Below are 13,944 nucleotides of genomic sequence, written 5' to 3' on the forward strand. Positions count from 1 at the left end.
CATTAACTAAAATTAAATAAGTATGAAAACAAAACAAATAGCAAGACTTGTTATGGTATTCTTTTTTATGGGATTTGTAATGAGTTGTGATAAGGATGACATAGGATATGTACCAACACCAACACCGGGATTGCCACCAGGTGAAGGTTCTCTAAATCTGCCGCCTTTAAATCCTCAATTAGTTGCAGAAGGACAAGACATTTTTCGGTATGACACATTTGGAAATGAAACCTTTTGGACAGATGTGTTACAAATGAACCAAGTAATAGAATCTGCTGTAAGTCCTGCAACAGCCTTGAGTGTGGGACTAAAAGTAGATGCTGCAGCTTTACCGCAAGAAGTTGTTACTGCTATTCAAAATGGCGATGTAGATTTAAATGACCCACAAACTACTTTAGTTTTATTACAATTAGATGCCGTTTTAGGTGTAAAAGGAGAAGTTAGTCAAAATCAAGATGGTAGTTTAAGTTTGGATAGAATGGGTATTACTTGTGCTCTATGTCATTCTACAGTTGATGATTCTTTTGCGCCAGGTATTGGAAATCGTTTGGATGGTTGGGCAAATAGGGATTTAAATCCAGGTTTAATAATCTCATTGTCTCCAGCTTTAGACCAAGCCACAAAAGACGTTTACGCTTCATGGGGTCCTGGGCTTTATGACCCAAGATTTAATATAGATGGTATAGACAATCCTGTAGTTATCCCACCTGCTTATGGGTTATATGGGTTACCAAAAGCAATTTTTACTGGAGATGGTGATGTTGAGCACGAACCTGCTGGACCAGTTGCATATTGGAACAGATATGTGGCTGTAACTCAAATGCGTGGACATGGGTATTTTGAAGATACGCGTCTAAATTTAGTAAGAGACTATAGAGAAGGTGATGATTTAGTTACAGATAAACTTCCAGCTTTACAAGAGTATCAGTTTTCACTAACCCCACCTGCTTCACCATCTGGTACATTTGATGTTGCTGCTGCTGCAAGAGGTAAAGCGTTGTTTTCTGGAAAAGCACAATGCGCAAGTTGCCACTCTGGCCCTCTCTTTAGTGACAATACGATTGATGGTAGATTGCATCCTCAAAGTGCATCAGTTGCTGTGGATAAAGATTATGTGAATAGATCGGCAACCAAACAATGGCGCGTTACACCTTTAAAAGGGATATGGCAGCACGCTCCATATTTCCATGATGGTTCTGCTGCAACATTAGCAGATGTGGTTGAAAGATACAATGAAGAAAACAGTCTTAACTTGAGCAATTCTGAAAAAACTGACCTTACAGAATATCTAAAATCTATCTAAGGGGTCGGTTAGATATAAAGGGTATTTAATTAATTGTTATAGTTAGTGGCATCTCAACAGAGGTTTAATTCCAAAAGGCAATTAAACCTCTTAGAGATGCTTTTTCAATAACAAGCAAAAGTTAACAAACAGAAATAAGAATAGTTAACGATTTAAAGTAGTATGAAACAAGTTCAAAGGATTTTATTCTCAACACGAACCATGACCATTCTTTTACTTGTCTATGGTATTTCGATGATGGTTGCTACTTTTATAGAAAGTAGTTTTGACACCTCAACAGCGAAGGTATTAATTTACAACTCCATTTGGTTTGAAATCTTGATGCTTTGGTTGATACTAATTTTTACAACAAATATTAAAACTTACCGATTAACAAGTAGAGAAAAATGGCCCATTCTTATTTTTCATCTCGCTTTCATTTTTATGTTTATTGGTGGTGCCATCACAAGGTATAGCAGCTTTGAAGGGCAAATGCCAATAAAAGAAGGGCAAACCACTAATGAAATAATAAGTGATTTAACTTATTTTAACCTATCTGTTACTGATGGTGACAAAACTTTGAATTATAACAAGCACCCATATACGATGTCTTACTTTAATTCAAAGGACACCAAATGGCCTTTAAAGAGAACCTACAAACAAAACTTTCTATTTGAGAATAAGGTGATTACTTTAAAAAGTTTGGATTATATACCATTAGCCAAAGACTCTGTTGAAGTAACAGAGTTAGGAAAAAAAATGCTCAACATAGTTACTATTGGGCAGACAGGTAGAGTAAATAATTACATTTCAGAAGGTGGCACTAAATCCATTAATGGGATGATTTTTAGTTTTAACAATCCTATAGAAGGATCGGTTCAACTCACTGAAAGAAATAATAATCTCTACATTGAATTACCTGTTGAAGGACAATTTATGTCGATGCTTGGACAACAAAAAGGTGTTGTTACTGACTCTTTATTATTAGCTAGACAATCCGGAACTATAAAAGCCGACGAATCCACTATGCTAAACCACAGAGCACTTTATAGCGTTAATGGTGTTAATTTCATCATACCAAATAGTATTTTCAAAGGAAAAAGGGTGTATTACAAAGGTGACAAAACTGAACCTTTGGACAAGAATTTATTAGATGTTGTCCAGATAGAACTGGAGTCTGGAAATATAAAAGATACACTATTTATTAAAGGAGGAAAAGGGGTAACGGGTTATAGTGAAACTACACAAATCAATGGCTTACATGTTTCCATTGGCTTTGGATCTAAAATACTATACACGGATTTTAGCATACGCTGTGATGATTTTATACTTGATAGGTATCCAGGATCCAATAATCCATCGTCTTATGAAAGTAAAATAACCATAATTGATTCTGATAAAGAAAACCAACACCATATTTATATGAACAATGTTGTAGATTATAAAGGGTATCGTTTTTTTCAGGCGAGTTATTTCCCTGATGAAAGTGGAACTATTCTCTCGGTAAATGCAGATAGATGGGGCACAAATGTGACATATTTTGGGTATTTTCTATTATTTACAGGAATGTTTTTTACACTGTTTTGGAAGAACACACATTTTTGGAAATTGAATCATTCATTAAAGAAAATGCGCACCAAAAATTACATTTTATTGTTCATGTTGTTTTTTGGACTTGGAGCTACTAGTTATGCTCAAAACGATATATTTCAGCCTGAAGACTCGCTGACATTACAACATCAAAAAATTGGCCCTAATACACAGTTTGCAAAACCAAATGAGCTTGGTTCCAAAAGAATCATTAATCTAGATCATGCCAAAAAGTTTGGACAACTCTTGGTTCAGGATTTTCAAGGGCGGGTTAAACCCATGGATACATACACTTTGGAACTTCTTCGAAAAATTCATAAAAAGGACATCTATAAAAAAGGAGATAATAATATAACACCTTTACAATGGTTTATCTCTATGCAAATTGACCCTGGTTATTGGGCTAACGAACCTTTAATTAAAGTTAGTAAAAAGGGAGGCGACCAACTTATGAAAGAAACTGGCGCTAATGCAGATGGTTACACATCATATACAAATTTAGTAGACTTGAATACCGGAATTTTTAAACTTGAAAATCAAAATAAAAATTCCTTTAGTAAACGTAAAGCTGAACAATCAAATTATGACAAGGCTGTTATAGAGTTAACTGAACGGTTTAATATTTTTAGCAATATTGCTTTTGGGTATTACACTAACATGATACCTGTAAAGAATGATCCATCACAAACATGGGTTAGCTGGATTTATAGTACCGAAGAAAGTCCTGTAGAGATAGATGAAACAGCTTATAGATTTTTAACCCCTTATTTTAATGGCGTAAAAGAAGGATTAAAAACCAATAATTGGACCAATGCCGATAAAAGTATTAATGAGATTAGCGAGCTTCAAAAGACTTGGGGTAAAGACATAATACCATCAGATTTAAAAATCAAGCTGGAAATATTGTACAACCATCTAAACGCCTTCTTTTGGCTCATGATAGTTTATAGTTTTTTAGGCATGGCTTTGATTATAATTGGCTTTTTAGGAGTACTTTCTTCAAGTCCAAAATATCATCATTTTATTCGTTTCTCAACTAAAATACTACTAGGTTTAATGGTATTAGCATTGACTATTCAAGCATTAGCATTAGCCGTTCGATGGTATCTTTCAGGTCATGCGCCTTGGAGCAATGGTTATGAAGCCATCATCTTTATTTCAGGAATTGGCGTATTGTCGGGATTACTTCTTTACAAAAATCGAAATGCTTTTATACCTGCCGCTGGAGCTTTGGTAGCGATGATAATGATGGGATTTGCTCATGGTGGATCCATGTTAGACCCACAAATTACACCTTTGGAACCAGTTTTAAAGTCCTATTGGCTCATGGTGCATGTAGGCATCATAACCTCCAGTTATGGATTCTTTGGGTTGTCGGCTATTTTAAGTATCATTTCGTTAATTTTATACAGTATAAAACCCTCAAAAAAAACTTCATGTGCGATTAAGGAATTGACCATAGTCAATGAAATGTCCTTGACCATAGGCGTGTTTGCCTTAACAATAGGTACTTTTCTTGGTGGTATGTGGGCAAATGAGAGCTGGGGACGATACTGGAGTTGGGATCCTAAAGAGACTTGGGCTTTCATATCAGTTATACTATATGCCGTTGTTTTGCACTTAAGATTAGTCCCTAAACTTAAAAGCAAATTGGTATTCAATATCGCTAGTTTATGGGCTATATGGTCTATTATATTTACTTATTTTGGGGTTAATTATTACCTCATAGGGCTTCATTCATATGCTGCAGGCGAACCTATACCAATTCCTATTTGGATATATGTTACAGTTGTAGCGATGTTTATAGTATCTGTAGTAGCTTATTTTAGAAGTAAGAAAATTGGGATAAGATTATAAACCATAGAACCGTATTAATAATTCTGGTTTTTAAATTATTTTTTTAAATAAACTAAAGAAAAGAAGTTGTCTAAATATTAACATTAAACATCTAGATGCGTTTTTATTTTTTTAAGCAAATACAATAACAAGTCTATTTCTTGTTTATGAGTTCGAAAAGACAATATTGCTGCACGTAAAGTTAATTTGTTATCCAAAATGGTTGAGGAAATAAATATTCTACCATCTTGGTGAATATAATCCAATATTATTTTATTAAGCACATCACTTTCATATGCCTTTAATTCCAATCTAAAAGCTACAACGCTTAAATCTGGTTCACATAGAACTTTATAACCAATTATTGAAAGTTCTTGGTATAAGTAATAGGCCAATTGTAATTTTTCATTTAGATATTCTGAAAAAACAGTATCCCCATATAATTTTAAAGGCAACCACATTCGAAGCCCTCTAAAGTGTTTACTTAATTCTGGAGATAAGTCAGCTGGAGAATATTGATTATCATTTTTCGCATCTCTCATGTAATTAGCATTATAACTATGAGCTTCTGCGAGATACTTTATATTTTTCACTAAAACAATTCCCAAACCATATGGCATAAATAAACCTTTGTGAGGGTCCAGTATAATGGAATCAGCAAGCTCCATTCCTTTAAGTTTATCCTTCCCCAAAGCTGTCAACTTAAAGAAGCCACCGTATGCCGCATCTATATGCAACCAAATATGATGTGCTTTAGCTATGTCGCTTAAATTTATTAAGGGGTCCACAGATCCAACATCGGTTGATCCTGCATTCGCTATAATTAAGAAAGGAACTAAACCTATATGTTTATCATGCTTGATTTGAGTTTCTAAATCTATTACAGACATTTTAAAGTGTGAATCAACAGGAATTTCCCGCAAAACACATTTTTCTAGCCCTGTAATCTTTAAAGCTTTATATACACTATGGTGCGTTTGGGATGTGAAATAAATAACATTTTTTGAAACATTTGATATTGTAATACCTTTACTATGTTTGGCCGTATGAAGTGCAATTAGGTTTGCCATACTCCCGCCTGATGTTAGGTTTCCACCAAAGCCTTTGTCATAGCCTATTAATTTTCCAGTCCAATTTATCAATGCATCTTCCATTCTTACTGCCCCTGGAGATGCATAAAACACTCCTGCATACCTATTGGTAATAGCAGCGAGGTAATCCCCAAGAGCTGAACTATAAATTCCACCACCAGGAATATATCCTAAATGGCCACCAGAAGCTGCATTGAGTCCTGTATTTAGCACACGTTCCTTAAAAAACACAAGTATATCTTCTATAGAATTTTTCTTCTTATCAATATCAAAAAATGAATCATATTCTGTTATTTCATTTGTATCAAAATGGAAAGCTTTCTGTTCTTCTATAGTATGAATAAATTCCTCTGAAAAATTAATTATCTTTTCATACAATGATTTTCTTTCAATAGCTGATTCTTCCAACTCAAAAATATTAGTAGGCATTTTTGATTTATCTTCTTTCATAAGTTATTTATAACATTTAGAACTTATACCCTGTTTCAATGTAATCTTGATTGACACCAATTGTTATTAAATGTGTTCTTACATCTTCTTCAAATTTTCTTGGACCACAGATATAAAATTTTTGATCAGTGCTTTTAACTAGTTTCAACAAGAAGACTTTATCTATTTTTCCAAAATAATGACTACCATATTTAGATCTACTTAAAATAAGTGACAAGTTAGAACTGAATAATTGTTTCAGTTTTTTATAAAATATAACGTCATCTTTAGTTTTATTGGCATAAATTAGATTATGATCATGTTTGACATCAATACCTTTCCCTTGCAAATCCTTAAAAATTGGCAAAAAAGGGGTTATACCAGTTCCAGCAGCAATAAAAGTACCACTTCCATCATACTTATAGGAATCCCAAGCTTTGGAAAGTTGAATTGTATCATTCGTCAACAACTCTGAAATCCCCTTTGTTAGGCCATTTTCAGTTGGATAAATTTTTATAACAAATTCCAAATAATTATCTGTAGGTACATTGGCTATTGTAAAAGGAGCCACAGCCAATTCGTAACCTGGTTTATCAATACTTAAATCTACTGCTTGTCCCACATTAAATTCAAATTTCCAGGGCTTTGTTATTTTTAATAAGACGACATCATGATTGACATAAGTAACCTGAATTACTTTTGCTTTATAAGGAAAAATAAGGCCCATGAGTTTTCTGTTTAGTTGATTTATTAATTTGATGCAATTTTACCATGTAGGTTACAAACTGAATAAACGGAACATTACAAAGGCTTCCCAATCTTTTAAATTTTATATTTAGTTATACATGATTAGTTTTTTGAAATAAACAAATTGTTTTCAATACGGGTCGAAATCATCTTAAGATGGGTGGGACATGAGAAGCGCATAAAACCGAAAAATGCAGTTAAACATAAGGATATAAGCTTAGTGCTTGTGAAATAAATATAACCAAATTGACCTTGACACTTTAAAGTTCCAAGTACTGGATAGAATGGCGAGTAATACAATGATGGCGAAGACAATTAGAGGTGTTAAATCCAAAAAACACTAAAATATGATTAAGCAGATTATCATTAAAGCAGCAGCCAAGGCATAACTTACAAACATAGCCCCAAAAAAGAATCCAGTTTCCCTTTCAAAAGTATAGCTACAGAGAGGACAGTTTTTATGCATTTTAGGAATGTTGAGCATTAAAAGATTACCACCTTTTTTAAACATTTTTTCTTTTTTACAATTAGGACAATTACATTTTAGAATATTTACAAATGTTTTCATTTACGGGCATTTTTATGATGCAAAAGTAGGAGCTGAAGTTCTTAATGTATTTACATAAAGTTCCCTTTTTTTTGTACTTTTGAGACATTTTATGAAAATACCCGTATTAAACTTTGCTCATTTTAAAGAAATGTCGTCCGTTAAGGAGGTTTATGTCAATACTTTTTCAACTCACTTAGAACTCAATGAACATTTAATCCACATACCTCATCGTCATGATTTTTATTTGTGTGTTCTTTTCACCAAAGGAGCAGGAGTACATGAAATTGACTTTAATGCCTATAAAATACAATCAGGAAAAGTATTTTTTTTAAAACCAGGTCAGACACATTATTGGAAATTTGAAACCAAACCAGAAGGATTTATTTTTTTCCATTCGCAAGCGTTTTATGAGTTACATTTTTTGGAGCATCGGTTACAATCGTTTCCATTTTTTTATTCCTTGCAAAATCCACCAGTTTTGCAATTATCTCAAGAGAAACTATTGGACTTAAGTCTTAAGTTTCAAGAGTTGTACATTGAGTATTTAGAAATGAATGTGTTTAGGGAAGTTAAAATTGTTAACTTAATGAGTTACATTTATATTGAACTTACCCGGGTATATTCCAAACCTGTTAGTTCGGATTTTGGATGTTCTTCCAACTATTATGCAATTTTTGAAAAGTTGGAAGCATTAATCGATCATCATTTTTATAAGCAGAAACTCCCGAAATTTTATGCCGAGAAGCTTTGTGTTAGTACCAAACATTTGAATAGGATTGTTAAAGAAACTATAAATAAAACAACAAGTCAATTAATTTCAGAAAGGGTTATCTTGGAAGCCAAGCGTTTGCTTGTGCATTCAAAAGATCAACTTACAGAAATTGGTAATACATTGGGGTTTTCAGATGATGCTTATTTTTCCAAGTACTTTAAATCTAAAACCGGGATAACTCCATCTGGTTTTCGCAAAAAGTATATGGGTTGGTAGTTTTTGTTTGCCTGGGGGTGGACAGATGGGTAGTTAGATTAACCCCCTGTGTATCTCACATCCTTTAAGGCATTTGATCGGGCTTCGTCTTATCCCCACTGCGTTTTAATATTGGTCAATGTGCCAGTTTGCCTTCCTCTGGCAGGCAGGCGCCTTTGCCAATCCCGATAGCTATTGGGATCACAGGACTATTTTTATACGCTCGGTCGCCCTTCATCTGAAGGGAGGAGCTTTTTGGAGAGATTAGCTACGCTGATGCTTACAGATTCTTCGCTTCGCTCAGAATAACAGGCTTGCTTTAAAATGACAGTGGGAAGGTATTTGTTCTTTTGTCTTGATACAAAAGAACCAAAAAATCAAAACTGTTTATTAAGGAAATTACTCCGTTACACTACGTATCGTTCGCTTTTTTCTTAAGATAATTTAGGAATGTTTATAAGATGTAGTTCATAACTCCCTTGTTTTGGGATGGTTTATGGCGTGTTGTAGCTCACTATTTCTGAAAACAGTTGGAATGATTTATATTGTTTAGGAATATGATTAAAACAAACTCCCCGTCCAGACTGCGTCTGTCCACCCCTCTTCATCTGAAGAGGGGAGCCCTGGCTTGGTCTTAATTTTTTTAAATAGAACATAGTCAAGTTATAAGTAGGTGTTTGTTCTTTTGTCTTGATACAAAAGAACCAAAAAATCAAAACTGGTTTTTAGGAAATTACTCCGTTTCACTTCGTAACGTTCGCTTTTTTCTTAAGATTATTTGGGAATGATCTTTAGCATGTAGTTCATAACTCCCTTGTTTAGGGATGGTTTATAGTATGTTGTAGCTCACTATTTCTGAAAACAGTTGGGCAGGTTTATGTGGTTTTGGAATATGATTAAAACAGGTGTATTTTAATTAAAGTTTAAATTGAGATTTTATCAAGTTAATAAACTAATTATAAAAACAATAACAATCCAGACGGAGGGTTTGTGATTTAAAATCAGATATTTAGTTAATACAAACTCCCCTTTCTTTACAATAATTCAAATTTTTTGGTTTGTGGTGTTGGTTGTGAGATTAGCTACGCTGATGCTTACAGATTCTTCGCTTCGCTCAGAATGACAGGCTTGCTTTAAAATGACAGTGGGAAGGTGTTTGTTCTTTTGTCTTGATACAAAAGAACCAAAAAATCAAAACTGTTTATTAAGGAAATTACTCCGTTTCACTACGTAACGTTCGCTTTTTTCTTAAGATTAATTAGGAAGGTTTATAACATGTGGTTCTTTACTCCCTTGTTTTGGGATTGTTTATAGCGTGTTGTAGCTCACTATTTCTGAAAACAGTTAGGCAGGTTTATGTGGTTTTGGAATTTTATTAAAACAGGTGTATTTTAATTAAAGTTTAAATTGAGATATTATCAATTTAATAAACTAATTATAAAAACAATAACAATCCAGACGGAGGGTTTGTGATTTAAAATCAGATATTTAGTTAATACAAACTCCCCTTTCTTTACCTACGTTGTCACTCCGGTAAATTCATTCCCTTTAATTTTTATTCAAACTCCCCGTCCAGACTGCGTCTGTCCACCCCTCTTCATCTGAAGAGAGGAGCCCTGGCTTGGTCTTAATTTTTTTTTAAATGAAAACTTAGTCAATTTATAAGAAGGTGTTTGTTCTTTTGTCTTGATACAAAAGAACCAAACCTGCCTGCCGGCAGGCAAGTCTTTCATTTAAAGGGGTATGCACCTTGTTACAAATATTTTGATTAATTTAGGATTAAGCATGTGTATATAACAATTAAGATTATGGCACAACTAAAAGCATTTTGGGAGTGGTTTTCAGAATACCAGGAGGCTTATTATCATTTAAGGGGTTTTCCAGAGGATGAGCAAGCCTATTATTTTAACGAGCTAGACAGGCAGTTGAAAGTCTATCACCCGAGCCTTACCTATGTGCTCCATTCCCCAAAAGATAGACTTGAGGCTGAATTGATCTTAACGGCCAATGGCGATCCGGATGGGATGCTACTTGCTACCAATTTACGAAACGTGGCACCTACTGTTCCCAATTGGGTCTTTACGGCCCTTATTCAGCCAAAACTCACTGTTGATGATATCAAGAACAAGGATCTTGAACATTACAAATTCATGGAGTTTGATTTGCACCTGTCTCGGGTGCGGTGGTTACCGGTGGATATGAACAGGGAGACCTATAAGTATGAATTTGTTTTTCATTTTATCGGGTTGCCTTACGCCAATCCCGAGATTTCCTATGAAAAGTATATAGATTACCTGTACATTATTTTGGTGGATATGTTTGGGGAGCTTTTTGTGAGTCAGCATATTGAGATGGTGTATTACGATCATTTGTACCCCAATGATATGGACTGGTATTCTTTGCACCAATTGCGAGAGTTCTTGGAGGAAGGGTATTTGGATTGAAGGTTTTAGGCTTTATGCTTTAGGCTTTAGGCTATATGCTGTATGCTCAAAACTCCAATCCCCAACCTGCCTGTACCGAAGGGTGCGTACAGGAGGGTCTCCAAATCCTATTAAAAAAAATATGTTTCATTATTTACGGGGCTTTGTTTATATTAGCCACAACCAAAAAGAATCACACACATTGAGTAAGATAGATGACGATGCCTGGTTGTACACCATTTCTTCCAAACGGAAGCTTATAGACTTTAATTTTAAGGAGATTTGGCGCTATCGCGATTTGCTCATGTTGTTTGTCAAACGCGATGTGGTAACCGTGTACAAGCAAACCATCCTTGGGCCTTTATGGTATTTGATACAGCCTTTGTTTACGGCCCTGACCTTTACACTTATCTTTAACAAGGTAGCCAATATAGAAACCGGGACGGTACCTCCTTTTTTGTTTAACCTGGCTGGGGTATCCGTATGGAATTATTTCAATACCTGTCTTACCACCACTAGTGATACTTTTAAAACCAATGCCGCTATTTTTGGGAAGGTGTATTTTCCAAGGATCATTGTGCCTTTGTCCATAATCATCTCCAACCTGATGAAGTTTGGCATCCAGTTGCTCATTTTTATTGCGTTTTATATCTATTATTATATAAATGGCGCTGCCATACACGTAGATGGCAGTATGGTGTTTTTTCCGGTACTTGTTTTGCTTATGGGCTTGATAGGTTTGGGTTTTGGCATGATTATTTCCAGTATGGTCACCAAATATCGCGACCTCAAGTTTTTGGTAGGCTTTGGGGTGCAGCTGCTCATGTATGTGTCTGCTGTGATGTATCCCTTGGCATTGATGCGCGAAAAATTACCTAAAATAGCTTGGTTGGTGGAGTATAACCCCTTGGCCTATATGATAGAAACTGCCAGGTTTATGCTGTTGGGCACAGGAACCTTTAGTTGGTTTGGCATTTTATATACCCTTGGCGTGACGATGTTGGTGCTCCTGTTGGGAATTATTATATTTAATCGCACCGAAAAAACATTTATTGATACAGTTTAAGGAGTTGGTAGTCTTTAGTTTTTAGTCTTTAGTTGGTAGTAATTTTAAATTTTTATATTGTATGAAGAATAAGAACGTACATTTTAGTTTTGAAGATTTAAAGGTTTATCAAAAAGCTTTAGATTTTGTGGATGTAGTTTACGATTTGACTCATACATTTCCTAAGCATGAACAGTATAATTTAAGTTCTCAATTTCATAGAGCTGCTGTTTCTATTGCATTGAATGTAGCTGAAGGACATGGGGATTCCAACGCTCAATTCAATCGGTTTTTACAAATAGCTAAAAATTCCGTTAACGAATGTGTTGTATGTAATACCATTGCTTTTAGACGTGGTTAAATAACTAAGGAAAACAATGAATATCATAGAGTTTTACTATCAGAATTAGCAAAAATGTTAACAGGCTTAACCAAATACCTTAAAACCAACAACTAACAACTAAAAACTAATTTAATAGAACAGAGAAGACGTTTATTGATACAGTTTAAGGAGTTGGTAGTCTTTAGTTTTTAGTCTTTAGTTGGTAGTAATTTTAAATTTTTATATTGTATGAAGAATAAGAACGTACATTTTAGTTTTGAAGATTTAAAGGTTTATCAAAAAGCTTTAGATTTTGTGGATGTAGTTTACGATTTTACCTTAAAACCAACAACCAACAACCAACAACCAACAACTAACAACTAACAACTAAAAACTAATGACTATTCTCAAAGCCGAAAACATTAGCAAACAATACCGACTGGGCTTGGTAGGGACCGGGACGCTTAGTCACGATTTGAATAGATGGTGGGCTGGCATTAGAGGGAAAGAGGATCCGTATTTAAAAGTGGGTTCTGTAAACGACCGAAGCACCAAAGCCGATAGCGAATATGTTTGGGCCTTAAAAGACATCAATTTTGAGGTGCAGCAAGGCGAGGTCTTGGGCATCATCGGTAAAAACGGCGCTGGCAAGAGTACCTTGTTAAAAATCCTGTCCCGTGTGACCATTCCTACCACAGGCGAGATAAAAACCAAAGGGCGTATTGCCTCTTTGTTGGAAGTGGGCACGGGGTTTCATCCCGAGTTGACCGGCCGTGAGAATATTTATTTGAATGGGGCGATTTTAGGCATGAGCAAAGCCGAAATTAAAAGTAAGGAAGCCGAGATTATCGACTTTTCGGGCTGCGAGCGCTATGTGGATACGCCTGTAAAGCGCTACAGTTCCGGGATGCGCGTGCGTTTGGCCTTTGCTGTGGCCGCTTTTTTGGAGCCGGATATTTTGGTGATTGATGAGGTGTTGGCGGTAGGAGATGCCGAATTCCAGAAAAAAGCCATAGGCAAGATGCAGGATATTTCTAAGGGAGATGGGAGAACGGTGATTTTTGTTAGTCATGATATGAATGCAGTTTCAGTTCTGACAAGTAGAGTTATTGTTTTAAAAAATGGCATAGTTGATTTTGACGGGGATACAGATGAAGGTATAAAGGAATATCTGAAAGGAGAAAATAATCAAATAAAATACAAATACGAAGGAGAATTCTATAAGCCAAAAATTGTAGAAGTTGAAGTAGAAACAAGTTTACCAAATAATATACATGAATTTGGAAAAGAAATTAAATTTATATTTGAAATTGATTTACCATATGAAACTGATAATTTAGCGTTATCATTTCAAATTGTAGATGAGTTTAGTGTACCCATAACACATTCGTGGATATTTGATGCTGATAATGTTATTAAAAGGGATAAAGGTCGATATCGTTTTGAAGGATGTTTTCCCCACCCTAAACTATATATGGGAAATTATTCATTGTTAGTGCATTTATCTAATTCAAAAACTAAAGAGAAGTTTGATTTTTTAGATTCAATCTGTCATTTTAAAGTGCAGATGATGAAAACCGTAAGATCAGAATATCATTGGCAAAAAAACACGTGTAAATATCTAGAAGATATCAACTGGCAAACCTTTAAAAAATAATTACG

Annotated in this window: 11 protein-coding genes; 8 read left to right on the forward strand and 3 right to left on the reverse strand. The window is 34.8% G+C overall.

What is annotated here, in order from left to right; translation table 11 throughout:
• The first annotated feature begins 22 nt into the window (after positions 1-22).
• Complete coding sequence (locus tag D778_RS05800) at positions 23-1,303, forward strand: c-type cytochrome (RefSeq protein ID WP_007648633.1); 1,281 nt, start codon at positions 23-25, stop codon at positions 1,301-1,303.
• Positions 1,304-1,465: 162 nt separating this feature from the next.
• The gene (locus D778_RS05805) at positions 1,466-4,729 is read left to right on the forward strand and encodes a cytochrome c biogenesis protein (protein WP_007648634.1); all 3,264 of its coding nucleotides are present in this window, start codon (positions 1,466-1,468) and stop codon (positions 4,727-4,729) included.
• Positions 4,730-4,812: 83 nt separating this feature from the next.
• On the opposite strand, the gene D778_RS05810 is transcribed toward D778_RS05805, so the two are convergent.
• The 3 genes from D778_RS05810 to D778_RS14760 all read right to left on the reverse strand — a co-directional run bounded on the left by D778_RS05810 (position 4,813) and on the right by D778_RS14760 (position 7,543).
• On the reverse strand, positions 4,813-6,249 hold the full coding sequence (locus D778_RS05810) for a pyridoxal phosphate-dependent decarboxylase family protein (protein ID WP_007648635.1): 1,437 nt from the start codon (positions 6,247-6,249) through the stop codon (positions 4,813-4,815).
• Positions 6,250-6,265: 16 nt separating this feature from the next.
• Positions 6,266-6,955, reverse strand: coding sequence for an FAD-binding oxidoreductase (locus tag D778_RS05815; protein WP_007648636.1), 690 nt, complete (start codon positions 6,953-6,955; stop codon positions 6,266-6,268).
• Between the two features lie 360 nt (positions 6,956-7,315).
• Positions 7,316-7,543, reverse strand: a complete 228-nt coding sequence (locus tag D778_RS14760; RefSeq protein WP_238307589.1) for a hypothetical protein — start codon at positions 7,541-7,543, stop codon at positions 7,316-7,318.
• A gap of 91 nt (positions 7,544-7,634) precedes the next feature.
• On the opposite strand from D778_RS14760, the gene D778_RS05825 reads away from it, so the two are divergent.
• From D778_RS05825 to D778_RS05845, 6 genes are all read left to right on the forward strand, one after another.
• Positions 7,635-8,513: a helix-turn-helix domain-containing protein gene (locus D778_RS05825; protein ID WP_007648639.1), complete on the forward strand. Its 879-nt coding sequence runs from the start codon at positions 7,635-7,637 to the stop codon at positions 8,511-8,513.
• Between the two features lie 1,787 nt (positions 8,514-10,300).
• A complete protein-coding gene (locus D778_RS05830) occupies positions 10,301-10,936 on the forward strand; it encodes a hypothetical protein (RefSeq protein ID WP_007648641.1) in 636 nt (211 codons plus the stop codon).
• Positions 10,937-11,117: 181 nt separating this feature from the next.
• The gene (locus D778_RS05835) at positions 11,118-11,981 is read left to right on the forward strand and encodes an ABC transporter permease (RefSeq protein ID WP_040491601.1); all 864 of its coding nucleotides are present in this window, start codon (positions 11,118-11,120) and stop codon (positions 11,979-11,981) included.
• Positions 11,982-12,042: 61 nt separating this feature from the next.
• A complete protein-coding gene (locus D778_RS05840) occupies positions 12,043-12,321 on the forward strand; it encodes a four helix bundle protein (protein WP_007648644.1) in 279 nt (92 codons plus the stop codon).
• 210 nt (positions 12,322-12,531) lie between these two features.
• Positions 12,532-12,666, forward strand: a complete 135-nt coding sequence (locus tag D778_RS14495; RefSeq protein ID WP_007648646.1) for a four helix bundle protein — start codon at positions 12,532-12,534, stop codon at positions 12,664-12,666.
• Positions 12,667-12,679: 13 nt separating this feature from the next.
• Positions 12,680-13,939, forward strand: coding sequence for an ABC transporter ATP-binding protein (locus D778_RS05845; RefSeq protein ID WP_007648647.1), 1,260 nt, complete (start codon positions 12,680-12,682; stop codon positions 13,937-13,939).
• Positions 13,940-13,944: the final 5 nt, after the last annotated feature.

The sequence above is a fragment of the Xanthomarina gelatinilytica genome (assembly GCF_000348685.1).
GTDB classification, from domain to species: Bacteria; Bacteroidota; Bacteroidia; order Flavobacteriales; family Flavobacteriaceae; genus Xanthomarina; species Xanthomarina gelatinilytica.